This is a genomic window from Pseudomonas brassicacearum (genome assembly GCF_003732175.1).
GTDB classification, from domain to species: Bacteria; Pseudomonadota; Gammaproteobacteria; order Pseudomonadales; family Pseudomonadaceae; genus Aquipseudomonas; species Aquipseudomonas brassicacearum_G.
On sequence record NZ_MOBI01000017.1, the window covers coordinates 181,886 to 208,216 of the forward strand.

Sequence of the window (26,331 nt, forward strand, 5' to 3'; positions counted from 1 at the left end):
TAAAGCACAAGGCCTTGCCAATGTTGATCAAACCCAACGACTCAGAGCTTCAGTTTCCTCACCAGGATCTTGTCTGAGTAAGCGTCGATTTTCTCGTGGACCCGTCCACGGTAGTTTTCAAACACCTCCCGATTGAAAGCAAAAACGCCGCCATCCGGGATGATGACCACTTCTTTGTCGAATTCACTCCAGAAAAAGAAGTCATCCTCAATCACCGTGGTGCTATAGCGCAATCCGTACAGGCAGACGACCACGTCGCCGGAATCAAGACGTTCGCAAGGTGCACATTTGAGGATACCCGAGCCACTGTTCGCGACGTTGCCGCGAAAGAAGTTCCAGGCAAACTCGTCCAGCTTCAACGCCGCGTAAGTTTCCTCAACAAGCTGACCTAAACGTTCCGCCCCCAAGTGACCGATGATGGTATGGCTGACGTTCAGCAGTTGATTGACATTCGACACCCTCAACGGCTCAGAGGGGACGATAGCTTTGAGTGTGAAACCAGCCTTCAACAACCGGCCCTGGTAATAATCGAACCAGACTTTTTTTGATACTTGCCCTGGGTATTTATCATTCGCTGCCAGTTCCGCATACAGCAAACAGTCCTGTATATCCTGTCGGTCCTGCGGGCAAACTTCGGACGCAAAGGATAATAAGCAGCCACCCACTACTACAGCATCAGCAAGCACTGACATATTGAACGCCTTGTTCATCTACACTAAATAAACCAACCCCCTGTTGAACGCCTATTTCGGCTTTACTAGCCTGTAATCTTTTTAAACAGATCATCACCGAACTGGCCAATGTAGTTATAAACCTGCTGACGTTTTCGATCAAACGCACGTTTATTAAACTTTCGAATACCTGCCGCTTGAAAAAGATGAACCCCCTCTGTTTTGAAAGTAAAAAACAGAAATTCGCCATCGTAGTCTTTACTGAACACATCCAGGCCGCCCATGACCATTGCCATACCACCACCAGGGGCAACGATACAAGGAACTGCCTTGAAGCTGACAACCGAACTTTCCTTGCTTCCGGCGTCCACGATTTTCAGCGCTGCCTTATCGCCCTTGAGCTTGTCAAAGCCCGCCGCTACCAGGCTCAATACATTTCCAGAGCCCGCACTGATGACGGTCTCAAGCACTTGCAGCAATGCATCGTTCATGGTCAGCGTCAGCTTTTTGGAGTCATACTTCTTATACGTGTAGCTTTCTGTGACCCAGCCAATCGCCGACAAGGCTTCGCTATAAGCCATGTATCGCTGTTCTTGCGAGGTTTCGACAGGCAGTTTCCTGACAACGGCTTCGGCAAAAGCCTGGCTATCCAGAGCATCCTGCTTATCATCTTCGCTAAGCCGCTCCTCAAATACCACAAGGGACGGACCGACGACCGACGCATCAATTCCCTGCGCAGCACCATTCAGGGAAATACTGCCGCTCTTGGCAAGCATCCTGAGTCGGGGGCGCGCGGAAACTTCAGATAACTGAGCCTCGATGCGCTCAAAGTATTTATCCTGCACAGCCTCAGCGAAAGGGAGATTCGCAACATTAATTATTTCGCTACCCATATAAACATCCTTAGTAAATATTCGCCGCTCCATGCGACAGAAACAAAACTAAGGCACTCGACTTCAATCGTCAAACGCATTCACAGAAGTAACTTATTCCAATAGTTACCACCCCCATACAACTCTAACAGCACGCCATAGCCAGAGCACACAAAAGTGCGCTATTTATTGGCGGCGTTAATTGTGAAAATCGCTGTTAAAGCGCAAGCGACCTCGGCGTGAGGTCGCCGTTATTCAGGAGACCGGCCTGGTTGAATACCAGCGTGGCGTATAAACCCACTCACCACCTTCAGCGCGCGGGAACACGCAGGTGGTGGATGAACCGATCAGCACCATGGTGCGCATATCCACCTGATCAGGGGTCAACTGCCCAAGGGTTGTGACACGCAGTGTCTGCCCCGGACGGCCGATATCCCGCCCCAACACCACGGGTGTTTCCGGAGTGCGATGCTGGGCGACGATTTCCAGCGCACGGCCCAATTGCCACGGCCGCGAACGCGAGATCGGGTTGTAGAAGGCCAGGGCCAGGTCAGCCTCTGCCGCCAGCTCCAGACGCTTCTCGATGATCGTCCAGGGTTTCAGGTTGTCCGATAAAGACATCACGCAGAAGTCGTGGCCCAGCGGCGCACCGGCCTGCGCGGCGGTTGCCAGCGATGCAGACACGCCGGGAAGGATTTCCAGATCGACGTTGTGCCAGTTCACATCGCTCGATTCGTGCAAGGCCTCCAGTACCGCAGCGGCCATGGCGAATACGCCCGGATCGCCGGACGACACCACCACCACCGAGCGCCCTTGAGCCGCGAGTTCAAAGGCGTGGCGAGCACGCTGCATTTCTTCGCGATTGTCGGTGCAATGCAGCACCTGATCGGTGCGGAATGGCCCGGCCATGCGCACATAGGTTTCGTAGCCGAGCACGTCATTGGCACGAGCCAGCTCTGTCTTGACTGCCGGTACCATCAGTTCCGCAGCACCAGGGCCCAGACCGATCACGGCCAAGCGGCCGCGAGGACGACCGATCAGTGACGGGTCCAACGGTCGGTCGGCAACAGCGATGGCGATCCCGTTGCTTGTATTGATAAACACGGATTGTCCGGCGGCATTTTCTGCCAATTCAGCCACAGAACCCGCCATCGCAAAACGCAGAGGCACACCCAATTCCAGCGCCGCGTCGCGCAGTGCCGGGCTGGCCATTTGCTGATCGCTGGCCAACAGGCATGCCAGCGATTGCACAGCAATTTTCGCCTGATGCAAGGCATCGCGTATCGCGTTCGGCAGATCTGCAACGTCGGCGCTCACCGCGACCAGAACGTTTTGCGGGTAAATCCGTAATTCATTGGCCGCAGGTGCGCGTTCGGCGCTACCAATATGAATCGCCAGATGCGCTTGCGGATCCTGCGGCAACTGCGCTTGATCCAGCCACGGGGCAGCGCCTTCGATACGTACGCTCTCACCGGCCAGCAAATCCGAAACGAAGCGCTTGCCCAGTTCCAGATCGCCCAACGCATAGCCACTTGGCGGATTGAGCAGGCAAGTGCCGAAGCGCAATTCACCGCTGGTGGTGATGGCCGCAGCCACGCCCAAACCGTCAGCTATCTCGCGGGCCAGCACGTTCACCCCGCCCAGACCGCCCAACAGCGGCACGACCGCGCTGCCATCCTCGGCGACGGCCAGCACCGGTGGCTCAACGCCTTTTTCCAGGAGCAATGGCGCCAGCGTGCGAATGACGATACCGGCGGCACACAACGCAATGATTGGCGTGTCCTGTTGATAGAGCTGGCGCAGCGTCGCGCCGAACTCGTGATAAACGCGGTCCGCGCCGTCAACCCGTTCGGCCAGGCCGTGGATCAAGGCGCCGGGGTACAGCTGTTGGATCTTGCGCGCGGTCGCGAGGCTGCCATTGCCAAGAATGACAATCGCCGGAACTGGACGAGTCATCAGCCTTGCCACCTTTCACCGGGAACGATGATCAACGAAAAATACGGCGAGGACATCGGCTCGACCTGATCCAGCGGCACGATCTTCTGATTGGCCATGGTGGCGCGCTCGACGTACAACGCACGCTCTGCCAGACCAAGTTCTTCCAGCACCTGACGCACCTTCACAAAGTTGCGCCCCAGTTTCATCACCACCGCTGCGTCGGCATCGGCCAATCGACGCTTGAGTTCTTCGTGCGGTAGCACCCCGGACAACACCGACAGGCTCTGGTTGCGATACACCAGTGGCGCGCCGAGCACCGAGGCGCCGCCAAGCATCGAGCAGACGCCCGGCACCACTTCAGCCTCGTAACGTTCGGCCAGACGATCATGCAAATACATGTAGGAGCCGTAGAAGAACGGATCACCCTCGCAAATCACCGCCACGTCACGCCCGGCATCCAGATGCGCGGCGAGCTGTTCGCCGGCCGCATCGTAGAAATCGCTGATCACTTGCTCGTAGGACAGCGGCGGCGCCAAGGTCTCGGTGGTCACCGGGTAAACCAGCGGCAGCAGCGTCTGTGCGTCCTGTAAATGCGCTTCGATGATGCCGAACGCATTGCCTTTTTTACCCTTGGCGACGAAGTACGCCACTACCGGCGACTCGCGCAACAGGCGCAAGGCCTTGACCGTAATCAGTTCCGGATCACCAGGCCCCACGCCAAGGCCGATCAAACGTCCAGGTTGCTGCATCATTCAATCTCCGTGGCGAGGGCATTCACCGCTGCGGCGGCCATAGCGCTGCCGCCCAACCGACCTTGCATGATCACAAACGGCACGCCACGGCTGTCAGCCGCAAGCATTGCCTTGGACTCGGCGGCGCCGACGAAGCCCACCGGGAAGCCGAGAATCAACGCCGGTTTCGGCGCGCCGGCATCGAGCATTTCCAGCAAGTAGAACAACGCGGTCGGGGCGTTGCCAATTACCACCACACTGCCTTCCAGATGCGGACGCCACAACTCCAGCGCCGCCGCCGAACGGGTGTTGCCGAGCTCGCGGGCCAGGTCCGGAACGCTCTCGTCACGCAAGGTGCAAATCACCGGATTGTTCGCCGGCAACCGCGCGCGGGTCACGCCTTCGGAGACCATTCGCGCATCACACAGGATCGCTGCACCGGCGGCCAGCGCATCGCGCCCGGCCTTGCCCGCGCCTTCGGAGAATTGCAGACCGTCGATCGCCTCGACCATGCCGCAGGCGTGAATCACCCGCACCGCGAGTTTTTCCAGATCGGCCGGAATCCGGTCGAGGTTGGCCTCGGCGCGAATGATCGCGAAGGAGTTGCGATAGATCTCCTGACCGTCGCGGATGTAATCAAGCATCAAGGGGGCTCCGTGGGCGGGCATCAAGCACTGCGCCGGCCGCTTCAATAGTGAGGTTGCGTGCTTGCAGGGCGCCGAAACCCGGCTGCCCTGCATCGCGAAAATAGAGGTCGTAATGACCGGGGCTGACTGCCAGCAAGGTGACCGGCGCGATGTGCGCGGCGGCGCAGGAACGTGGGCAGCCAGACAGATGAACTTGAACTCGCTCGCCACGACTTTGCAGCTGTGAGGACAATTGCAGGGCATCACTCTTTGTATCTGCCAGACCTTTGCCGCACCCGGCGGATCCGGTACAGGCCACTAGATGGGCCAACGCTTGATCGGCACTCACCAGAAAGCCCAGGGCCTGCAATCGCTCACTGAGCGCTGGGGCATCCTGCTGGCGGATGTTCGGCAGCAGCAGGCTTTGCCAAGGTGTCAACCGCAGGCTGCCATCACCGAACGCCTCAGCCAGACACGCCGCGCCTTTGAGCATCGAAGCATCCAGCCGCCCCAAAGGCGGGACAGCACCGACATAGACCAAGTCTTCCTGGCGCTGTGGATAAGTACCGATGTGCAACCCTGGGCGCGACTCGGGACGCTTCCAGTCACTGATCGGGGTCAACGACACACGCTCGGCCAAGGCCTGCACTACCGACGCCCGCGAACGCTCGGCCAGCACATGCCGCATGCGGGTCTGATCCGGCCGCGCCAGATCGAGAAACAGCTCCAGCACCGCCACGACCAAGGTGTGACCGTCATTGCGCAACACCGCCCCTGCCGGTGTATCCGTGGGGCACCCCGCCAGACCGAACGCCAGCCATTGCTCGCCATTGCGTTCAACCGCGCTCAACCAGAGGTCATGAGGATGTTCGAGCATCGCCAGCGCCTCGCCGCCATCCAGTTGCACGGCAAACTTGGCCGACAGCTGGTGGAAACGTTCATGGCTTTGCAAGGTGGCGAGGATCTGCTCGGCCAGCGGACGAGTATCGAACAGCATGTGCTGATCGATGCCGGCACCGGGGCTGAGCATCAGGTTGCGTACATCATCGCCAGCAGCCGTCTTTGGGCCCAACCCGGCGGCCAACAGACTCTCGATCAATGGCCGCTGCTCGCTACCAATTCCGCGAATTTGCAGATTGGCGCGGTTGGTCGCCTCAATCACTCCACCGGCATAACGCTCGGCAGCCTCGGCTACGGCCACCGCCTGGGCAGCACTGATCGACCCGCCATTCAACTTGATCCGGCAGATGCCACCGTCCGATGCCGGGACGATACGCAGCAACCCCGGACAGGCCGAGGGGCGTAAGGCGGTGTGCATCTGACGTTCGTTCAAGGGGGCGACCGGCTAAGAGGTAGAAGCACTTCGCGGGCGAAGGCGCGGTATTATGCCTGCTTTGTCTGACGGCATGAAAAGCCTGCCCGTCGGAACACCCGGTTTGAGGAATATAAATGGCCCCTTGGCTGACAGTAGTGGGAATCGGTGAAGACGGCTTCAAGGGGCTGGGCAAGAACGCTCGGCGTTCGTTGCTCGGTGCTTCGCGGATTTTCGGTGGCCAACGGCAACTGGATCTACTGCCCGTGTGCATCCGTGGCGAACGCCTGCTTTGGCCAACTCCATTTTCCCTTGAGCCGGTGCTGGCGCAACCTGGTGAGCCAGTCTGTGTGCTGGCCAGCGGCGATCCAATGCTGTTCGGCGTGGGCGCCAGCCTGGCACGGCAAGTGCCGAGCGATGAAATGCTGATCCTGCCCGCGCCATCCTCCTACTCTCTCGCTGCGGCCCGGATGGGCTGGCCGTTGCAAGAAGTCGTCGCGCTGTCGGTGGTTGCCCGGCCAATCGCAGCGCTGAACGCTCAATTGTTCAGCGGCGTTCGTTTACTGGTGTTGAGCAATGACCGACACAGCCCTGCCGCGATTGCCGCGCTGCTGCGTGAACACGGTTTCGGGCCGAGCCGGATGAGCGTGCTGGAACACTTGGGCGGCGAGAGCGAACGACGCGTCGATGGCATCGCCAGCGACTGGACCGACCCGGTGATCGCTGACTTGAACCTGGTCGCCATCGAATGTATCGCCGAACCGAACACGCCGCGCCTGTCGCGCCTGGCTGGCTTGCCGGACTCGGCCTTCAAGCACGACGGCCAACTGACCAAACGCGATGTCCGCGCCATCACCCTCGCCCGTCTGGCGCCAGTGCCTGGTGAACTGTTGTGGGATGTAGGCGCCGGCAGCGGCTCGATCGGCATCGAGTGGATGCGTGCACACCCGAGTTGCCGCACATTGGCCATCGAGGCCGATGCTGGCCGCCAGCAACTGATCGAACACAACCGCGACGCCCTCGGCGTGCCCAGCCTGCAATTGATTTGTGGCAGCGCGCCGCAGGCGCTGGCCGGTCTTGAACGACCCGACGCTATTTTTATCGGCGGCGGCGTCACCCGCGACGGCGTGCTCGACACCTGTTGGGCCCAGCTCAAACCCGGTGGTCGGCTGGTCGCCAACGCGGTCACCCTGCAAAGCGAAATGACCTTGATGGCCTGGCGCGAACAACACGGTGGAGAGCTGACGCGAATTCATGTCGCTCAGGCGCAGCCACTGGGAGAGTTCGACACCTGGCGCCAGGCGTTGCCGATTACCTTGCTGGACGTGGTTAAACCCTTCGATGCGTGACGAAACCGCCGAACAACCCGCGCCCCTGCGCAGCGGCCTGACCACCGGCAGTTGCGCCACCGCCACCAGCCTCGCCGCCGCGCGCCTGCTGCTTGGCGCGGTAACTAGCGACGCGGTGGAGATCGTGCTGCCCAAAGGCAAACAGGTACAGATGCGCCTGGAGTTTTGTCGACTGACTGCCGACGGTGCCGAAGCCGGAACCATCAAGGATGCCGGCGACGACCCGGACGTGACCCACGGTGCATTGCTTTACAGTCAGGTGCGCTTGATTGCCGTACCCGGTGTTCGTTTCCGCGCCGGCAAAGGCGTCGGCACCGTCACGCGCCCGGGGCTGGTACTGAGTGTCGGTGAGCCGGCGATCAATCCGGTGCCGCGCAAGATGATCTCCGACCATCTGCAACTGCTCGCGCAAGAGTTCAGCTATGGCGGCGGTTTTGAGGTGACGGTCAACGTCGAGAATGGCGAGGCCCTGGCGCTGAAAACCATGAACCCGCGATTGGGCATTCTTGGCGGGCTGTCGATCCTCGGCACCAGCGGCATCGTTCGGCCGTTTTCCTGCGCGGCGTACATTGCCTCGATCCACCAGGGCATCGATGTCGCCAAAACCAACGGTTACCTGCACATCGCCGCCTGCACCGGCAACGCCAGCGAAGACACCATGCGCCGGGTCTACGACCTACCGGAAATCGCCCTGATCGAAATGGGCGACTTCGTCGGCGCAGTGCTCAAACATCTGCGCAAAGTGCCTGTGGATAAACTCAGCCTGTGCGGCGGCTTCGGCAAAATCAGCAAACTCGCCGCCGGACATATGGATCTGCACAGTCGCCACTCCAGCATCGACCTGCCGCAACTGGCTGAATGGGCCGCGGACGTTGGCGCTGACGCAGCATTGCAGCAAGGCATACGCGAGGCCAACACCAGCCAGCAAGCCCTGGCGATGGCCAGCGCCGCCGGTATCGCCCTCGGCGATGCGGTGTGCCGGCACGCGCTGGATTTCGCCCGCAGCATAGTGCCCAGGCAGGTTCAGGTCGAAGTGTTTGCCATCGATCGCCAAGGTGGCATCGTCGGTCATGCCGGAGCTTTTCAATGAAACGTCTGTTGCTGCTTGGCGGCGTCACTGAAGCCCTGGCGATTGCCCGAACCCTCGGCCCGCAACATATCTACAGCCTGGCGGGCGTGGGTCGGGTGCCGACCGACCTGAACTGTCAGGTGCGGGTCGGTGGCTATGGCGGCGCTGAAGGCCTGACGCAGTTCATCAAGGCTCAAGGCATCGATCTGTTGCTCGACGCCACCCACCCCTATGCCGCGCAAATCAGCCGGAACGCCGCCACCGCCGCGCAACAGAGCGGCATCCCGTGCTGGGCGCTGCGCCGCCCGGAGTGGCAAGCGCAGGTCGGGGATGACTGGCGCGAGGTCAGCGACTGGGCCGAGCTGATCGAAGCGTTGAAACCGTTCAAGCGTCCACTGTTTACCTTGGGCCGCGAACCGTTGCAGCACCTGGATGAAATCCCGCCCGAGCAGTTCTGGATCTTGCGCGCGCTGGAGGTTTATCCGGGCAACGAACGCTGCGAAGTGATCGGCGCACGCGGACCGTTTTTCATCGAAGACGAACGCGCGCTGTTCGAACGTCGGCAGATCGATGTGCTGATCAGCAAAAACAGCGGCAGCAGCGCCACCGAACCCAAGCTTGAAGTAGCCCGCGAACGCGGGGTGCCGGTGTTGATCCTCAAGCGGCCAGAGTTGCCGGGGGTTGAGCGGGAGTTTGGGAGTGTGGCTGCCGTATTAAATGCACTGTCACTGTCAGACCATTCCTGACACCTCACCATAAGAGCGAATCGACAGGCAACATTCTCCGAAAGAGCCGTCTGGCCAGATTCAACGGCTCTGCTCTACATTTCCTGAGTTCTCTCAGAACCCTCACTTCCCCCAAAAGAGCGAACCTGCCCTCACAGGCTGACGACGGTCGCCCCGAGGAAAGTGCTGCTTGCCAACCTGTATCCCAAGGAATACGATCCAGCATGATCGACTTCGAACAGTCTCGACCATTTGCCGATTGGCTTCACTCACTCAGGGACACCATCGGCAAGGCTCGCCTTGTCGCCAGGCTTCGAGCTGCCGAGCATGGGAACTTCGGTGATTGTGAAGCAGTTGGTGAGGCTGTATATGAAATGCGTGTGCATTACGGTCCCGGCTACAGGATGTACTTCACTCGTAAAGGTGAAGTGGTTTATCTGCTGTTGGCAGGAGGCGACAAGTCGACTCAAAAACGAGACATCAAACGCGCTCAACAGATGGCGCAAAACATCGGTAATGAGGAGTAAATCATGGCCGAACAATTCACCCGTTTCGACGCCGCCGACTTTCTCAAAACCCCTGAGGAAATGGCCGCTTACCTGGATGCCTGCTTTGAAGAAGATGCAGGTGACGGCGCGTTGATACGTGCTGCGCTCAACGACATCGCTCGGGCACAAGGCATGACGCAGGTTGCCCGTGATGCAGGTTTAGGTCGTGAAAGTTTGTACAAGGCATTGGGTAGCACGGGTAATCCAGAATTCACGACTATCATGAAGGTGATGAAGGCCTTGGGTCTCAAGCTCCACGCGACAGCCGCCTGAATACGCTGCGACACCACACCGCACGGCGGTTTTTTACTTATCGCCCCCGATCAGGCTAAATACCCGGCTTGATCACCCACCCAACCGGATATGACCCATGTCCCGACAACGGCTAGCATTTGCCTGGATCGCCTGCTTCGCAGTGCTGTTCAACATGCTTGCCATGCCGATGTCCGGTGCGATGGCGCAAGGTGCCAGTCAGTCGCCGGCCGAGCAGTTGTTGTGGGGCAGTTTTTGCTCGTCCAGTGGGACGAAGATGGTGGCGATTTCTCTGGGCAAGCTTGAACAAAAAGCCCCTTCAAACGACGACCACTCGAATATGCAGCATTGCTGGTGCTGCTCTGGCTCGGCGCCTTTGGTGGCGTTGCCAGGCCATGTTCCACAGCTGTATTTTGCGCGTTTCGAGGCCAATCGAAGCCGACCTGCGCCGACCCTTGACCTGCCCACGCCACGCCAGCAATGGCCCAGCCTCAATCCCCGAGCGTCTCCTCTAGTCTGATTACCGTCGCAATTGATCTGCGTGTCTAATCGTTCTGGAGAACTGCCATGTTGAAGAAACTCATCGTTCTGGCCGCCTTGCTGCTGCCCGCGTGCTTTGCCAATGCCCACGAATACAACGCCGGCGAACTGGAAATCGCACACCCTTGGTCGCAAGAGCTACCGCCCAACGCGCCAACGGTTGCAGCCTATTTCGTGATTCACAACAACGGCAAAACCGCCGATCGCCTGCTCAGCGTTGCTTCGCCGATCGCGGGGAAAGCCGAGTTACACGAGCATGTGATGCAAAACGATCTGATGAAAATGCAGCAAGTGCCGAGCGTCGAGATTCCGGCCAGCGGCAACATCACGTTCGCACCGATGGCTTATCACGTGATGCTGCTGGAGCTCAAAGACCGCAGCCTGCTTCGCGACGGCAAACGCTTCCCGCTGACCCTGCATTTCGAAAAGTCCGGCGACGTGACCGTTGAGGTCACAGTACAGAAACAACCGCCCGCCAGCACCGAAGCGCACATGCACGCCCAGTAATCACAGCCTGAAAAACCTGTGAACGTACGGCGCTCGCTCGGCGTCAGGCGGTCAGTGCCGCGCAACACCTCGTTGAAGGTTGCGCACGGTAGCTGGATCAGCCTGTTCGCCATGTTGATGATCTTTATCGGCCCGCTGATTTCTCAGTCGATGCCGATGGATCAACGCATGCCGATGCCTATGAACATGTCGATGGACATGAGCATGGACATGTCGGCGAACGCCCATGCCGGGCAAAACGCGCAAGCGACTGCCGAACACTGCGCACCCAAACCCGATCATCATGCGCTCTGGGAAAAGTGCGGCTATTGCAGCCTGCTCTTCAACTGCCCCGCGCTGCCCGGCGGTGTGTCGTTCGCTGTCTTCGACACACCACCCGCCCATCACTACATCAGCCCCTCCCCCCGCCTGGGCCATGCCCGGCAAACCGTCTTCCCCGGCGCCCGCACCCGCGCCCCGCCCATCGTCGCGTAAACCCACCACTACTCATACGGCCGACTGTAGAGAACGACAGCCGCAGGCTGCTGGCCGTGTTGTTGACGACTGATTGATGGAACCTTTATGTCCAGGTTTTCTGCTGACACACGCTTGAGCGCTGCTCAGGCATTTTTCGCCTTGAACGCGCCACGCGCCCATTTCAAACAGGCCACTGCCATTCTGTGCGGTGCCCTGCTTTCCCCGTTGGCCAGCGCGGCCGAGCAACCGGCTGACCACAGCCAACACACTGAAGAGCTGAGCCCGACGGTCATCACCGCGATCGCCCCAAGTTCGCCGCTGACCATCGTCACCAACCCCAAAGACCCGCGCCAATCGGTGCCGGCCAGCGATGGCGGTGATTACCTGAAGACCATTCCCGGCTTCGCGCTGGTTCGCAATGGCGGCACCAACGGTGATCCGGTGCTGCGCGGCATGTTCGGCTCAAGGCTGAACATTCTCACCAACGGCGGCATGATCCTCGGTGCCTGCCCAGGCCGCATGGACGCCCCGACCTCCTACATCTCACCGGAAACCTACGACAAGCTGACCGTGATCAAAGGCCCGCAAACCGTACTCTGGGGACCTGGAGCTTCTGCCGGCACCATCCTGTTCGACCGCGAGCCGGAAAGCTTCGGCGAACTGGGCACCCGGGTGAACGCCAGCCTGCTGGCCGGCTCCAACGGGCGTTTCGACAAACTCGTCGATGCCGCTGCCGGTGGTCCATTGGGCTACATTCGGGTGATCGGCAACACCGCTCACGCCGACGATTACCGTGATGGCAACAACGACACCGTGCCGTCGCGCTACGACAAGTGGAACGGCGATGTCGCCCTCGGCTGGACACCGGATGCCGACACGCTGCTGGAACTGACTGCCGGCAAGGGTGACGGCGAGGCACGTTCCGCCGGGCGCGGCATGGACGGTTCGCAGTTCAAGCGCGAAAGCCTGGGCCTGCGTTTCGAGAAGTCGAACCTCGGCGAGGTGCTGGATAAGCTCGAAGCACAGGTCTACTACAACTACGCCGACCACGTGATGGACAACTACACCCTGCGCACGCCGTCCGGTACCGGGATGATGGCCGGACCGATGGCCTCCAACGTCGACCGCCGCACCCTCGGTGCGCGGATCAAGGCCACCTGGCGCTGGGCCGATGTGCAGTTGATCAGCGGTATCGATGCGCAAACCAACGAACACCGTAAGCGTGCCGCCATGGGTATCGATACTTACAAGGACGTGCCACGCGAAAAGGATGCGGACTTCCACAATTACGGAGTTTTCGGTGAGCTGACCTGGTACGCCGCCGACCGTGATCGCCTGATCAGCGGAGCGCGACTGGACCGTGCCTCGGCGAGGGATTTTCGCCAGACCATCGGCTCCGGGATGATGAGCCAACCGAACCCGACTGCCGACACGACCCGCGCCGACACTCTGCCGAGCGGTTTCGTGCGCTATGAACATGACCTGGCGGACAGCCCGACCACGCTCTACGCCGGTCTCGGCCACGCTGAACGGTTCCCGGATTACTGGGAGCTGTTCTCGCCAAAATCCGGCCCGGCCGGTTCGCTCAACGCCTTCGATTCGATCAAGCCTGAGAAAACCACCCAGCTTGATGTCGGCCTGCAATACAAAACCCGGGACCTCGAAGCCTGGGTCTCGGGTTATGTCGGTGAGGTGCACGACTACATCCTGTTCGATTACACCCCCGGCATGATGGGCATGACCTCACGGGCCGAAAACATCAACGCGCGCATCATGGGCGGCGAACTCGGCGCAGCCTACAACCTCACCTCCCACTGGAAAGCCGACGCGACCCTGGCCTACGCCTGGGGCAAAGACACCACCCACGACACGGCACTGCCGCAAATGCCGCCGCTGGATGCGCGTTTCGGCCTGACCTACAGCGAAGACGACTGGAGCGCCGGCGCCTTGTGGCGAGTGGTTGCAGCGCAAAACCGCATCGAGCAGAACAAGGGCAACGTGGTCGGCAAGGACTACGACAAAAGCCCGGGCTTCGGCGTGTTCTCGCTCAACGGCGCCTACCGGATCGACAAGCACTGGAAGGTCAGTACCGGCGTCGACAACCTGTTTGGCAAGGCGTACGCCGAGCACTTGAACCTGGCCGGCAACGCCGGGTTCGGCTACCCGGCCAATGACCCGCAGGCGATCAACGAACCAGGGCGCACGTTCTGGACCAAGGTCGATATGAGCTTCTAAAACACATCGCAGGCAAGACTGCATTTAAGGATCGTTCCCACGCTCCTGCGTGGGAATGCAGCCCGTGACGCTCTGCGTCACTGGACGCGGAGCGTCCCTTGAGGCATTCCCCCGCAGAGCGCGGGAACGATCATCAAACAACAAAAATCCAAGCCAAGCAGAGCGCTCCCGATGAAACAACCCAAACCGAATTTCTACAACCTGGCCTGGCGCTGGCATTTTTATGCCGGGCTGTTCGTTGCGCCATTCATGGTGATGCTGGCCTTGACCGGCATCGTTTACCTGTTCAAACCGCAACTCGACCCACTGATGTACGGCAGCCTGCTCAATGTGCCCGCAGGCCATCAGAGCATCAGTGCCGACGAGTTACTGCGCCGAGTCAAAGAGGCTTATCCACAGGGCCAGATCAAGCAGTACCTGCCACCGGTCAATGCCGAGCGCAGTGCGCAGTTTGTCGTTAAAAATGCCGGCAGCGAGCTCAATGTCTTCATCGATCCGTATCACGCCGACATCCTCGGCGAGCAGGACGCGAAGAAAAACCTGCAAGCCATCGCCCGGGCGATTCACAGTGAGTTGATGATCGGTACCGTCGGTGATCGGCTGGTCGAACTCGCGGCTGGGTGGGGCGTCGTGCTGGTGGTTTCCGGGATGTTCCTGTGGTGGCCACGCGGTAAAACCGGCGCGGGGATCGTCTGGCCACGGTTCAGCAGCCGCGGACGTGTGCTCTGGCGTGATCTGCATGCCGTGAGCGGATTCTGGGGCGCGGCGTTTCTACTCGCGATGCTGCTCAGCGGCATGACCTGGACCGGATTCTGGGGCAAGCAATACGCCGACGTCTGGAACCGCTTCCCGGCGGCCATGTGGAACAACGTGCCGAAATCCGACCAAGAGGCCCGCAGCCTCAACACCGCGACCCGCCAGACCGTGCCCTGGGCCATGGAAAACACGCCGATGCCGATGTCCGGCGACCACGCCGAACACATGGCCCACAACGGTGGCAGCAGCGCCCCGGCGGCGCCGGCCATCAGCCTGCAAGACGTGCAGGACATCGCCGCTCAACGCCAGGTCGAGCCCGGTTACAGCATCACCTTTCCGACCACCGCCAGCGGCGCGTTCACCATCGCCGTATTCGCCGACGACCCGCGTAACGACGCCACCCTGCATGTTGACCAGTACAGCGGCGAAGTACTGGCCGACGTGCGCTGGCAGCAATATGGCAATGTCGCCCGCGCCACGGAAATGGGCGTGATGCTGCACGAAGGCAAGCTGTTCGGGCCGTTCAACCAGATTGCCGTGTTGCTGATCTGCCTGATGATCCTGCTCAGTGCCGTCAGCGGTGTGGTGATCTGGTGGAAGCGCCGCCCGCAGGGCAAGTTCGGTGTTCCACCGTTGCGTCATGACCTGCCGACCTGGAAAACCGGGGTGTTCATCATCCTCGCATTGTCGGTGGTATTCCCGTTGGTGGGCGCCTCGCTGATCGTGGTGTGGCTGCTGGACCGGGTGCTGCTGTCGCGCTTGAACCGCCAGCCTGAATCGGCCTCATCTTCATCCTGAATACAGCGAACTACATCAAAGGGTGCGCCAGACACTACAATCGCGCCCGCAGATTTTTTGTGGTGAGGGGGCTTGCCCCCGTTGGGCAGCGAAGCGGCCCTGAAATCAGCGAACCGGTTCTGTCAGACAGACCGCGAGCGATGGTTTTACGACTGCTCCGCAGCCGAACGGGGCGGTGCGGCGTTCCGACAAGCCCCCTCGCCACAGGTTGACCGTCATAAGGAATGGCATGACCTCGCTGAACCTCACCCATCTCGCCTGGACACCGCTGGGCCATGGCCACTGTCATCACCAGTTTCAGCTGCGTGAGGCCAGCCTGCACGTGGCGGCCGGTGAGTTCGTCGGTTTGATCGGGCCCAACGGCAGCGGCAAGACCAGCCTGCTGCGCTGTGCCTACCGGTTCAGCAAACCGGAATCCGGTGAGGTGCACCTGGCCCATCACAACGTCTGGAAGCAGTCGTCGCGCTGGTGCGCACAACGCATTGCTGTGGTGTTGCAGGAGTTTCCCGATGCCTTCGGCCTGACCGTCGAGGAAGTGGTCGCCATGGGCCGCACACCGCACAAAGGCCTGTTTGATGGCGATACGCTGGAAGACCGCCGAATCGCTGAACAGGCACTGGAATCGGTAGGCCTCAAAGGCTTTGAAGATCACGCCTTTGCCACGCTGTCGGGCGGCGAAAAACAACGCGTCATTCTCGCCCGCGCCCTGACTCAGCAACCGCAACTGCTGATTCTCGATGAGCCGACCAACCACCTCGACCCACGCTATCAGCTCGAGCTGCTGCAGCTGGTCAAACGCTTGCAGATCGGCACCCTGGCGAGCATCCACGACCTCAACCTGGCCGCCGCGTTCTGCGATCGGCTGTACGTGATCAACCATGGACGCATCGTCGCCAGCGGCACGCCAAAAGCAGTGCTGACCACCACGCTGCTGCGTGAGGTGTTTGGCGTCGAAGCGCTGATCGATGAACACCCGCTGTCCGGCTACCCCCGAATTACCTGGATAACCCAACATGACTTTGCGCACCCTGCTCCGCTCCAGCCTGTCCCTCGCCCTGCTGCTGGGCAGCGCCCAGGCGTTCGCCGAAGCGACCCGTTACCCGTTGACGATTCAGAGTTGCAACCGTGAAGTGACCTTCAAGGAGGCACCGAAACACGCCCTCAGTCATGACATCAACATGACCCAGATGATGCTCGCCCTCGGCCTCAAACCCCGGATGGTCGGCTACAGCGGGATCAGTGGCTGGAAAGCCGTGACACCCGAGATGCGGAGCATTCTCGACGGCCTGCCGGAGCTCGCGGCCAAGTACCCGTCGGTGGAAACCCTGCTCAACGCCAACGTCGATTTCTTCTTCGCCGGCTGGGATTACGGCATGCGCATTGGCGGCGACCTGACCCCGCAAACCCTCGGGCCGCTGGGGATCAACGTCTATGAACTGAGCGAATCGTGCGCCTTCGTGATGAAGCGCCCGGCGGCCAGCCTCGATGACACCTACAACGACCTGCGCAACCTCGGCAAGATCTTTGACGTGCAGGATCGCGCCAACCGCTTGATCAGCGACATGCAGGCGCAAGTGGCCGAGGTTCGCAAAGACCTGCCAACGGAAAAACCACGCGTGTTCCTCTACGACAGTGGTGAAGACCGGGCCATGACCTCGGGTCGCCTGGGCATGCCACAAGCACTGATCGACGCCGCTGGCGGGCGCAATATTCTCGACGATGTCGACGCGAGCTGGACGCGGGTCAACTGGGAAAACGTGGTTGAGCGCAACCCGCAGGTGATCGTGATCGTCGACTACGGTGAAGTCAGCGCCGAGCAAAAAGAACAATTTCTGCTGAACAACAAGGCCCTGCAATCAGTGGACGCGATCAAGCACCAGCGCTTCATCGTCATCCCTTACGTGCAAGCCACACCGGGGATCGACAACGTACTGGCGGTTGAAACCCTGGCCAAGGGTTTCCACGGCGAATGATCAATCATCGTTATGCCTTGTTGCTGATTGCCCTAGGTGCGCTGTTGCTCGCATCTTGCGTGGTATCGCTGGGTTTTGGCTCGGCACGGGTGCCGGTGGACGTGGTCTGGCGGATTCTGCTGCACAAGGCATTTGGAATTGGCGAAATGAACTGGAGCGCCGGACAGGAACATATCGTCTGGCTGATCCGCGTACCGCGCATGCTCCTCGGCGCGCTGGTGGGCGCCGGGCTGGCGCTGATCGGCGCAGTGCTGCAAGCGGTCACGCGCAATCCGCTGGCCGATCCCCATCTGTTGGGCGTGACGTCTGGCGCAACCCTTGGTGCGGTGATCGTGGTGCTGCATGTGGGCGAGATCGTCGGCCTGCTGACCTTGCCGATTGCCGCGTTCATCGGCGCATTGCTGAGCATGCTGATCGTGCTGATGATCGCCAACCGTAACGGCCGGCTGGACAGCGATCGGCTGCTGCTGTGCGGGGTAGCAGTGTCGTTCGTGATGATGGCGGTCGCCAACCTGCTGCTGTTTCTCGGTGATCATCGCGCCAGTTCTGCGGTGATGTTCTGGATGCTCGGCGGCCTCGGGCTGGCGCGCTGGGAGTTGCTGGCAGTGCCGGCCGCCAGTGTGCTGCTCGGGTTGATTTTGCTACTGGGTATGGCACGACCGCTGAATGCCTTGATGACCGGCGAGCAGACCGCCGTAACCCTCGGCCTGAATGCACGCACCGTGCGTTTGCGGGTGTTTTTGATTGCCTCGTTGATGACCGGAGTATTGGTCTCGATCAGCGGTTCGATCGGTTTTGTCGGGCTGATGGTGCCGCACATTGCCCGACGCCTCGTCGGGGCGGAACACCGCAGATTGCTGCCGGTGTGCGTGTTGCTCGGCAGTGTGTTTCTGGTGTGGGTGGATGTCGCGGCACGCACATTGATCGCCCCGGAAGATTTGCCGATTGGCGTAGCCACGGCAGCCATCGGCGGACTGTTCTTCATCGGCCTGATGCGCCGCCGCTAAAACCACTGCAATTCAATGTGGCGAGGGGGTTTGCCCCCGTTGGGACGCGAAGCGGCCCTGAAACTTGCGATCCCGGTTCGTCAGGCTCACCGCATTGACCGGTTTACGACTGCTCCGCAGTCGAACGGGGGCAAGCCCCCTCGCCACAGGTTCAGCACACGACCTGCTGCTCCAAGGTGGCGCATGGCGACGCACCAGCACATCGAGCCTGTCACTTCATGGTGCACCAGCAAACCGCGCAACCGCTCTAACACGACATTTCCCTGCCTTTTTCCGACCAGGCACAGCCCTTGCTAAAGCCCCTTCAGTAGTTCGCATCTGCCAACCAAGAAAACTCATAAGTTCATGGAGATCGCACAATGAAGCGTCGCAGCTTGATCAAGGCTTTCACACTCTCGGCAAGCATTGCCGCGATGGGCATGACCTGGACTGTCCAGGCCGCCGAGACCATCAAGGTCGGGATTCTGCATTCGTTGTCCGGGACCATGGCGATCTCCGAAACCTCGCTCAAAGACATGGCGCTGATGACCATCGACGAGATCAACGCCAAGGGCGGGGTCAACGGCAAGATGCTCGAACCGGTGGTGGTCGATCCGGCGTCGAACTGGCCGTTGTTCGCGGAAAAGGGTCGGCAGTTGCTGACCCAGGACAAGGTCGCGGTGGTGTTCGGCTGCTGGACCTCGGTGTCGCGTAAATCGGTATTGCCGGTGTTCGAAGAACTCAACGGCCTGCTGTTCTACCCGGTGCAGTACGAAGGCGAAGAGATGTCGCCGAACGTTTTCTACACCGGTGCCGCGCCAAACCAACAGGCGATCCCGGCGGTGGAATACCTGATGAGCGAAGAAGGCGGCAGCGCCAAGCGCTACTTCCTGCTCGGCACCGACTATGTCTACCCGCGCACTACCAACAAGATCCTGCGCTCGTTCCTGCACTCCAAAGGCGTGGCTGACAAAGACATCGAAGAGGTCTACACGCCATTCGGCCACAGCGACTATCAAACCATCGTCGCCAACATCAAAAAATTCTCGGCCGGCGGCAAGACAGCGGTCATCTCCACGGTCAACGGCGACTCCAACGTGCCGTTCTATAAAGAGCTGGCCAACCAGGGCCTGAAAGCCACCGACGTTCCGGTCGTGGCCTTCTCGGTGGGCGAAGAGGAACTGCGCGGCATCGACACCAAACCGCTGGTGGGCAACCTCGCCGCGTGGAACTACTTCGAATCGGTGGAGAACCCGGTGAACCAGAAGTTCGTCGCCGACTGGAAAGCCTATGCCAAAAAACACAACCTGCCGGGCGCCGACAAAGCGGTGACCAACGACCCTATGGAAGCCACTTACGTCGGCATCCACATGTGGGCGCAGGCCGCAGAAAAAGCCAAGTCCACCGATGTCGACAAGGTCCGTGAAGCGCTGGCTGGCCAGACCTTCGCCGCGCCATCGGGCTACACCCTGACCATGGACAAGACCAACCACCACCTGCACAAGCCGGTGATGATCGGCGAGATCCAGGCCGACGGTCAGTTCAACGTGGTCTGGCAGACCGAAGGGCCGATCCGCGCCCAACCATGGAGCCCGTTCATACCGGGTAACGACAAGAAGCCGGAGTATGCGGTGAAGAGCAACTAAGCGGGACATGATCGTTCCCACGCTCCCGCGTGGGAATGCCGCCATGGACGCTCCGCGTCCGCTCTGGTGCGGTGACGCAGAGCGTCACGGGATGCATTCCCACGCGAAGCGTGGGAACGATCATTCGCACGATCAACAGGACACCCGTTATGCCCACTGCCCTTTACCGCTTCATCCTCGCCATCGCACTGCTGTTGCCGATGGCTGCCCATGCCGGGGACGCCGAAGACTTTGTTGCGGCCAATCCGGTGCAGCAAGCCAAGCTGTTGGAAACCTGGGCCGCGCAACCCGACCCGGCCCGCATAGAACTGATCAACGCCCTGCAACAAGGACAACTGACCGTCGACGGCGAAGCCAAGACCCTGCGCCTGAACAATCGCCTGCGGGGTTTGATCGACACGGCGCTGGCCAGTCATCAACTGCTCGCCGCTGACACCAAAGCGCGTTTGAGCGCCGCGCAACAACTGCAAAAAAGCGCCAAACCGGCGCAGTTGAAGTTCCTTGACCAGCAACTGGCTGGCGAAAAAGACCCAAGCGTTCACGCGGCCCTAAGCCTGGCGTTGGCCAATCTGCAACTGGTAGACACCGACCCGGCCGTGCGCCTCGCCGCAGTGCGCCTTCTGGGGGAAACCGGTGATCCGCTGGCCCGTACCCGCCTCGAAGGTTTGCTCCAACCCGGCGTCGAAGCCGACGCCACGGTACACACGGCTGCCGAAACCAGCCTGGCGCAAGTCAAACGCAAACTGCTGATCGGCGAGCTCCTCGGCCAGGCCTTCAGCGGCATGTCTCTGGGTTCGATCCTGCTGCTGGCGGCCCTCGGTTTGGCGATCACTTTCGGCCTGCTGGGGGTGATCAACATGGCTCACGGCGAGATGCTGATGCTCGGGGCTTACTCCACTTACGTGGTGCAGTTGCTGTTTCAGCGCTTCGCCCCGCAAGCGATCGAGTTCTATCCGCTGATCGCTTTACCGGTGGCATTTTTTGTCACCGCCGGCATCGGTATGGCGCTGGAGCGCACGGTGATTCGCCACCTTTACGGCCGGCCGCTGGAAACCCTGCTCGCCACCTGGGGCATCAGCCTGATGCTGATACAACTGGTGCGTTTGTTGTTCGGTGCGCAGAACGTCGAAGTGGCGAACCCGGCTTGGCTCTCGGGCGGGATTCAGGTACTGCCCAATCTGGTGCTGCCGTACAACCGCATCGTGATTATCGCGTTCGCGCTGAGTGTGGTGGTGCTGACGTGGCTGCTGCTGAACAAGACCCGCCTCGGTCTGAACGTGCGCGCAGTCACCCAGAACCGCAACATGGCCGCCTGCTGTGGCGTGCCCACCGGACGCGTCGATATGCTCGCCTTCGGTCTCGGCTCGGGCATCGCCGGGCTTGGCGGCGTGGCCCTGAGTCAGGTCGGCAACGTCGGCCCGGACCTCGGCCAGAGCTACATCATCGACTCGTTCCTGGTAGTGGTGCTCGGCGGCGTTGGTCAACTGGCCGGCAGCGTGCTCGCCGCGTTCGGCCTGGGGATCGCCAACAAGATTCTTGAGCCGCAAATAGGCGCCGTACTCGGCAAGATCCTGATCCTCGCGCTGATCATTCTGTTCATTCAGAAACGCCCGCAAGGACTCTTCGCACTCAAAGGACGGGTAATCGACTGATGAACCAGCCCCTGATGCTCACGGCCACGCAAAAGGCCGGCCCCAAAGTCACGATCGCAGTGGGCGCGGTGATTCTCGCACTGTTGCTGGCGCTGCCGCTGCTGTCATTGCTGCCTGCCGACAGCACCTTTCACGTCTCGGCCTACACACTGACGCTGGTTGGCAAAATTCTCTGCTACGCCATCGTCGCCCTGGCGCTGGATCTGGTCTGGGGTTACGCCGGTTTGCTGTCCCTGGGTCATGGCCTGTTCTTCGCCCTTGGTGGTTACGCCATGGGCATGTACCTAATGCGCCAGGCTTCGGGCGATGGCCTGCCGGCATTCATGACCTTCCTCTCCTGGACCGAACTGCCGTGGTACTGGACCGGCACCAGCAGCTTTATCTGGGCCATGTGCCTGGTGGTGCTGGCGCCGGGCTTGCTGGCGCTGGTGTTCGGCTTCTTCGCCTTCCGTTCGCGGATCAAGGGCGTGTACTTCTCGATCATGACCCAGGCCCTGACCTTCGCCGGGATGCTGCTGTTTTTCCGCAACGAGACCGGGTTTGGCGGCAACAACGGCTTCACCAATTTCCGCACGATTCTGGGGTTTGGTATCACCGAGCCCGGCACTCGCGCGGTGTTGTTCGTCGCCACGGTGCTGCTGTTGGTCGCCAGCCTGTTCATCGGCTGGCGCCTGGCGCAAAGCAAGTTCGGTCGGGTATTGACCGCCCTGCGCGACGCGGAAAACCGTCTGATGTTCTGCGGCTACGACCCACGCGGTTTCAAGCTGTTTGTCTGGGTCTTGAGCGCTGTGCTGTGCGGTCTGGCCGGTGCGCTTTACGTGCCGCAAGTGGGGATCATCAACCCCAGCGAAATGTCGCCGACCAACTCCATCGAAGCCGCCGTGTGGGTCGCGCTCGGCGGGCGCGGAACGCTGATCGGGCCGCTGCTCGGCGCGGGTGTGGTCAATGGCATGAAGAGCTGGTTCACCGTGGCCTTTCCCGAATACTGGCTGTTCTTCCTCGGCGCGCTGTTCATCATCGTGACCCTGTACCTGCCCAAAGGCGTGATCGGCCTGCTGAAGAAAAGGGGCGAACAATGAGGCTTATAGAAATGAGAGCAGCTGCGACGGCTGAGTTCATGCTCGAACCGGTCTTTTTTCCACCGGAGCCCAACAAGGACGCCGGCAGCAGCCGCGAGGCCATCGGCTTGGGGCAACGCGTCGGCTCAGGCCTGAACACCCTCCACGGCACCATCCTCACACTTGAAGACATCAGTGTCAGCTTCGATGGTTTCAAGGCACTCAACGCCTTGAACCTGTACATCGGTGTCGGCGAACTGCGCTGCATCATCGGCCCCAACGGCGCCGGCAAAACCACGCTGATGGACGTGATCACCGGCAAGACCCGGCCCAGTCACGGCAAGGCCTGGTTCGGTGAAACCCTGGACCTGACACGGATGAGCGAAGTGCAGATCGCCCAGTCCGGGATCGGCCGCAAGTTCCAGAAGCCGACGGTGTTCGAAGCCTTGAGCGTGTTTGAAAACCTTGAACTGGCGCAGAAAACCGACAAGTCGGTATGGGCCAGTCTGCGGGCTCGTCTGAGTGGTGAACAAAAAGATCGCATCTGCGAGGTGCTCGAAACCATACGCCTGACCACCTCGGTCAATCGCCCGGCCGGCCTGCTGTCGCACGGGCAGAAGCAGTTTCTGGAAATCGGCATGTTGCTGATGCAGGACCCGCAACTGCTGCTGCTCGATGAACCGGTGGCGGGCATGACCGACGCCGAAACCGAATTCACCGCCGAGCTGTTCAAAAGCCTGGCCGGCAAGCATTCGCTGATGGTGGTGGAGCACGACATGGGCTTCGTCGGCTCGATTGCCGACCACGTCACGGTGCTGCACCAGGGCAGCGTGCTGGCCGAAGGATCGCTTGCGCAGGTGCAGGACAACGAGCGGGTGATCGAGGTCTATCTCGGCCGCTGAAGCGATCCGCTTTTGTGGGAGCGAGCCTGCTCGCGATGACGGGTGCATATCCAACATCAATGTCGACAGATGCACCGCTATCGCGAGCAGGCTCGCTCCCACAGAGGCAGATACAGAAGGAGTTTGAACATGCTGCAAGTCGACAAGCTGCACCAGTACTACGGCGGTAGCCACATCCTGCGGGGCCTGAGCTTTGAGGTGAAGGTCGGTGAAGTCACCTGCCTGCTCGGACGCAACGGTGTCGGCAAGACTACCCTGCTCAAATGCCTGATGGGTCTGTTACCGGCCAAAGAAGGCGCGGTGAATTGGGAAGGCAAACCGATCACCTCGTTCAAACCGCATCAACGGGTTCACGCCGGCATCGCATACGTGCCGCAAGGCCGGGAGATTTTCGGGCGGCTGACGGTGGAAGAAAACCTGCTGATGGGCCTGTCGCGCTTCCCGGGCTCCGAGGCCAGGGAAGTCCCGGCGTTCATCTACGAGCTGTTCCCGGTATTGCTGCAAATGAAGCAACGCCGCGGTGGCGACTTATCGGGCGGCCAGCAACAACAATTGGCCATCGGTCGCGCACTGGCCAGTCGGCCACGCTTGCTGATCCTCGACGAGCCTACCGAAGGCATTCAGCCGTCGGTGATCAAGGAGATTGGCACGGTGATCAAAAAGCTCGCCGCACGAGGTGACATGGCGATCCTGCTGGTCGAGCAGTTCTACGACTTCGCCGCCGAGCTGGCCGATCAATACCTGGTGATGTCCCGGGGCGAGATCGTCCAGCAAGGCCGCGGAGAAAATATGGAAGCCGAAGGTGTGCGCGGGCTGGTTACGATCTAGTCTGTAGTGTCCTGACGATAATTAAAAAATATGACTGTCCTTACTCCCATTTCACTCACTGCAACACCGTTCACACCCAGCTGGCACGCCGAGCTGGAGCTCGGCTACGCCCGCTTCGGCGACAGTACGCGCCCGGTCCAGCGCCGCCACAAGGGTCCGCTGCGGGTGCAAAAACACCTGTACGCCGAAGGCCCCGAGGTGTGCCAGCACATCATCGTCCACCCGCCCGGCGGCATTGCCGGTGGTGATCGGCTGGACATCACGGCCTGCGTCGGTGCGAATGCCTGGGCGCAGCTGACCAGCCCTGGCGCTGCCAAGTGGTATCGCGCCGCCGGGCCGGCTTACCAGCAACTCGACTTGAACGTCGCGGCCGGTGCCACGCTGGAGTGGCTGCCGCAAGAAACCATCGTGTTCAGCGCCGCCCAGGCTGAACTCCACACTTCTATTGAACTGCAAGGTGACGCACGGCTGTTCTATTGGGACGTCGTGGCGCTGGGTCGCCCGGCCAGCGGCGAACGCTTCGAGCGCGGGCACTTTCAGTCACAGCTGGATATCCGCCGCGACGGCCAGTTGCTCTGGCACGAACGCCAGCGCATTGTCGGGGATGACGGCTTGCTTGATTCACCGATAGGACTGGATGGCCAGCCAGTGTTTGCGACGTTGCTGGTGACGGGTGAAATCGATAGCGATTTACTTGAGAGCTGCCGCTCGTTGCCCAATGACGTGCGCGGGGATCTGACGCAGTTGCCGGGGCTGTTAGTCGCCCGTTGCCTGGCCAGTGAAGCGTTGCTGGCGCGAGGCTGGTTGATTGATTTGTGGAAGTTGCTGCGCCCGGCGCTGTTCGGCCGCGAAGCGGTCCCCCCCAGAATATGGAGCACCTGAATCATGCTTTTCTGTGGGAGCGAGCTTGCTCCGGGCGGCGTTCCGACGATAGCGATCGTACAGTCAACATCCTTGTTGAAGGTGATGGCCTCATTGCGAGCAAGCTCGCTCCCACAGGGTCTGTGTTTACAGATCCGTACACCTTTTTATCTGCCCTGATGGATTTCGAACGATGGACCTGACCCCACGCGAAAAAGACAAGCTGCTGATCTTCACCGCCGGCCTGGTCGCCGAGCGGCGTTTGGCCCGTGGCGTGAAACTCAATTACCCAGAAGCAATGGCCTACATCTCTGCGGCGCTGCTCGAAGGCGCGCGTGACGGCCAAACGGTCGCCGAACTGATGCACTACGGCACCACCCTGCTGAACCGCGAGCAAGTGATGGAAGGCATCCCGGAAATGATCCCGGAGATCCAGGTCGAGGCGACCTTTCCCGACGGCACCAAACTGGTCACCGTCCACCAACCCATCGTCTGAGACTGCGCCATGACTTATCACATTCGTGATGCCGTATCCGCCGACCTGCCGGCGATCCGCGACATCTACAACGACGCGGTCCTCAATACGACGGCGATCTGGAACGAACAGGCCGTCGACCTCGCTAACCGCCAGGCCTGGTTCAGCGCCCGGCAATCTCAGGGCTACCCTGTTCTGGTGATTGTCGACGCCGACAACAGCGTGCTTGGCTATGCCTCGTTCGGCGACTGGCGGCCGTTCGACGGTTTCCGCCACACCGTCGAACATTCGGTGTATGTGCGCAGCGGTCAGCGCGGCAATGGCCTCGGCCCACAGCTGATGGAGGTGCTGATCGAACGCGCCAGGGGCTGCAACAAACATGTGATGGTCGCCGCCATCGAAAGCGCTAACGCCGCCTCGATTCGCCTGCACGAACGGACCGGATTCATCACCACCGGGCACATGCCGCAAGTCGGTACCAAGTTCGGCCGTTGGCTCGACCTGACCTTCATGCAGCTGGTCCTCAATCCGGGCGCGGAGCCGCCTGTCGCCAACAAGGAGTGAT

General features: G+C 60.7%; 26 protein-coding genes and 1 pseudogene. 21 read left to right on the forward strand and 6 right to left on the reverse strand.

Annotated elements, in window-relative coordinates:
* Positions 1–41: 41 nt before the first annotated feature.
* The 6 genes from BK658_RS16765 to cobG all read right to left on the reverse strand — a co-directional run bounded on the left by BK658_RS16765 (position 42) and on the right by cobG (position 6,156).
* Positions 42–710 carry a hypothetical protein gene (locus BK658_RS16765; protein WP_259740093.1) on the reverse strand — a complete coding sequence of 223 codons (669 nt, stop codon included), beginning with the start codon at positions 708–710 and terminating at the stop codon, positions 42–44.
* Positions 711–757: 47 nt separating this feature from the next.
* Positions 758–1,564 (reverse strand): hypothetical protein, encoded by an 807-nt coding sequence (locus BK658_RS16770; protein WP_123583237.1) that lies wholly within the window; start codon positions 1,562–1,564, stop codon positions 758–760.
* Positions 1,565–1,798: 234 nt separating this feature from the next.
* On the reverse strand, positions 1,799–3,499 hold the full coding sequence (gene cobJ, locus BK658_RS16775) for a precorrin-3B C(17)-methyltransferase (protein ID WP_123583238.1): 1,701 nt from the start codon (positions 3,497–3,499) through the stop codon (positions 1,799–1,801).
* Positions 3,499–4,230, reverse strand: a complete 732-nt coding sequence (locus BK658_RS16780) for a precorrin-2 C(20)-methyltransferase (protein WP_123583294.1) — start codon at positions 4,228–4,230, stop codon at positions 3,499–3,501. Before BK658_RS16780 ends, cobJ begins: the two co-directional genes overlap by 1 nt.
* A complete protein-coding gene (locus tag BK658_RS16785; protein WP_123583239.1) occupies positions 4,230–4,856 on the reverse strand; it encodes a precorrin-8X methylmutase in 627 nt (208 codons plus the stop codon). Before BK658_RS16785 ends, BK658_RS16780 begins: the two co-directional genes overlap by 1 nt.
* Entirely contained in the window at positions 4,849–6,156 is a 1,308-nt protein-coding gene (cobG, locus tag BK658_RS16790) for a precorrin-3B synthase (RefSeq protein ID WP_123583240.1), read from the reverse strand. Before cobG ends, BK658_RS16785 begins: the two co-directional genes overlap by 8 nt.
* Positions 6,157–6,287: 131 nt before the next feature.
* On the opposite strand from cobG, the gene cbiE reads away from it, so the two are divergent.
* From cbiE to BK658_RS16900, 21 genes and pseudogenes are all read left to right on the forward strand, one after another.
* Positions 6,288–7,499 carry a precorrin-6y C5,15-methyltransferase (decarboxylating) subunit CbiE gene (gene cbiE, locus BK658_RS16795; RefSeq protein ID WP_123583241.1) on the forward strand — a complete coding sequence of 404 codons (1,212 nt, stop codon included), beginning with the start codon at positions 6,288–6,290 and terminating at the stop codon, positions 7,497–7,499.
* A complete protein-coding gene (locus BK658_RS16800) occupies positions 7,492–8,589 on the forward strand; it encodes a cobalt-precorrin-5B (C(1))-methyltransferase (RefSeq protein ID WP_123583242.1) in 1,098 nt (365 codons plus the stop codon). Before cbiE ends, BK658_RS16800 begins: the two co-directional genes overlap by 8 nt.
* Positions 8,586–9,314: a cobalt-precorrin-6A reductase gene (locus BK658_RS16805; RefSeq protein WP_123583243.1), complete on the forward strand. Its 729-nt coding sequence runs from the start codon at positions 8,586–8,588 to the stop codon at positions 9,312–9,314. Before BK658_RS16800 ends, BK658_RS16805 begins: the two co-directional genes overlap by 4 nt.
* Before the next feature lie 203 nt (positions 9,315–9,517).
* A complete protein-coding gene (locus BK658_RS16810) occupies positions 9,518–9,820 on the forward strand; it encodes a type II toxin-antitoxin system RelE/ParE family toxin (RefSeq protein ID WP_103316981.1) in 303 nt (100 codons plus the stop codon).
* A 3-nt stretch (positions 9,821–9,823) separates the two neighbouring features.
* On the forward strand, positions 9,824–10,114 hold the full coding sequence (locus BK658_RS16815) for an addiction module antidote protein (RefSeq protein WP_103316984.1): 291 nt from the start codon (positions 9,824–9,826) through the stop codon (positions 10,112–10,114).
* Positions 10,115–10,211: 97 nt separating this feature from the next.
* On the forward strand, positions 10,212–10,613 hold the full coding sequence (locus tag BK658_RS16820; protein ID WP_123583244.1) for a DUF2946 domain-containing protein: 402 nt from the start codon (positions 10,212–10,214) through the stop codon (positions 10,611–10,613).
* Positions 10,614–10,660: 47 nt separating this feature from the next.
* A complete protein-coding gene (locus tag BK658_RS16825) occupies positions 10,661–11,140 on the forward strand; it encodes a copper chaperone PCu(A)C (protein ID WP_123583245.1) in 480 nt (159 codons plus the stop codon).
* A 54-nt stretch (positions 11,141–11,194) separates the two neighbouring features.
* Entirely contained in the window at positions 11,195–11,614 is a 420-nt protein-coding gene (locus BK658_RS16830) for a DUF2946 domain-containing protein (protein ID WP_123583246.1), read from the forward strand.
* Positions 11,615–11,701: 87 nt separating this feature from the next.
* Entirely contained in the window at positions 11,702–13,831 is a 2,130-nt protein-coding gene (locus BK658_RS16835) for a TonB-dependent copper receptor (RefSeq protein ID WP_123583247.1), read from the forward strand.
* A gap of 171 nt (positions 13,832–14,002) precedes the next feature.
* On the forward strand, positions 14,003–15,385 hold the full coding sequence (locus BK658_RS16840) for a PepSY-associated TM helix domain-containing protein (RefSeq protein WP_123583248.1): 1,383 nt from the start codon (positions 14,003–14,005) through the stop codon (positions 15,383–15,385).
* Positions 15,386–15,614: 229 nt separating this feature from the next.
* A pseudogene (locus tag BK658_RS16845) lies at positions 15,615–16,397 on the forward strand (ABC transporter ATP-binding protein); the annotation flags it as partial.
* A gap of 1 nt (position 16,398) precedes the next feature.
* Positions 16,399–17,358 (forward strand): ABC transporter substrate-binding protein, encoded by a 960-nt coding sequence (locus BK658_RS16850; protein ID WP_123583249.1) that lies wholly within the window; start codon positions 16,399–16,401, stop codon positions 17,356–17,358.
* Complete coding sequence (locus tag BK658_RS16855; protein WP_123583250.1) at positions 17,355–18,365, forward strand: FecCD family ABC transporter permease; 1,011 nt, start codon at positions 17,355–17,357, stop codon at positions 18,363–18,365. The genes BK658_RS16850 and BK658_RS16855 overlap by 4 nt, the downstream gene beginning before the upstream one ends.
* A 359-nt stretch (positions 18,366–18,724) precedes the next feature.
* Positions 18,725–19,990: an urea ABC transporter substrate-binding protein gene (urtA, locus tag BK658_RS16865; RefSeq protein WP_123583251.1), complete on the forward strand. Its 1,266-nt coding sequence runs from the start codon at positions 18,725–18,727 to the stop codon at positions 19,988–19,990.
* Positions 19,991–20,139: 149 nt separating this feature from the next.
* Positions 20,140–21,642 (forward strand): urea ABC transporter permease subunit UrtB, encoded by a 1,503-nt coding sequence (urtB, locus tag BK658_RS16870; RefSeq protein WP_123583252.1) that lies wholly within the window; start codon positions 20,140–20,142, stop codon positions 21,640–21,642.
* A complete protein-coding gene (gene urtC, locus BK658_RS16875; protein WP_123583253.1) occupies positions 21,642–22,721 on the forward strand; it encodes an urea ABC transporter permease subunit UrtC in 1,080 nt (359 codons plus the stop codon). The genes urtB and urtC overlap by 1 nt, the downstream gene beginning before the upstream one ends.
* 11 nt (positions 22,722–22,732) lie before the next feature.
* Positions 22,733–23,602, forward strand: coding sequence for an urea ABC transporter ATP-binding protein UrtD (gene urtD, locus BK658_RS16880; RefSeq protein WP_123583254.1), 870 nt, complete (start codon positions 22,733–22,735; stop codon positions 23,600–23,602).
* Between the two features lie 129 nt (positions 23,603–23,731).
* Positions 23,732–24,430 (forward strand): urea ABC transporter ATP-binding subunit UrtE, encoded by a 699-nt coding sequence (gene urtE / locus BK658_RS16885; protein ID WP_123583255.1) that lies wholly within the window; start codon positions 23,732–23,734, stop codon positions 24,428–24,430.
* 30 nt (positions 24,431–24,460) lie between these two features.
* Positions 24,461–25,312, forward strand: coding sequence for an urease accessory protein UreD (locus BK658_RS16890; protein ID WP_123583256.1), 852 nt, complete (start codon positions 24,461–24,463; stop codon positions 25,310–25,312).
* 172 nt (positions 25,313–25,484) lie between these two features.
* Complete coding sequence (gene ureA, locus BK658_RS16895) at positions 25,485–25,787, forward strand: urease subunit gamma (protein WP_019693787.1); 303 nt, start codon at positions 25,485–25,487, stop codon at positions 25,785–25,787.
* Positions 25,788–25,796: 9 nt separating this feature from the next.
* A complete protein-coding gene (locus BK658_RS16900; RefSeq protein WP_123583257.1) occupies positions 25,797–26,330 on the forward strand; it encodes a GNAT family N-acetyltransferase in 534 nt (177 codons plus the stop codon).
* The last annotated feature ends 1 nt before the right edge of the window (position 26,331 follow it).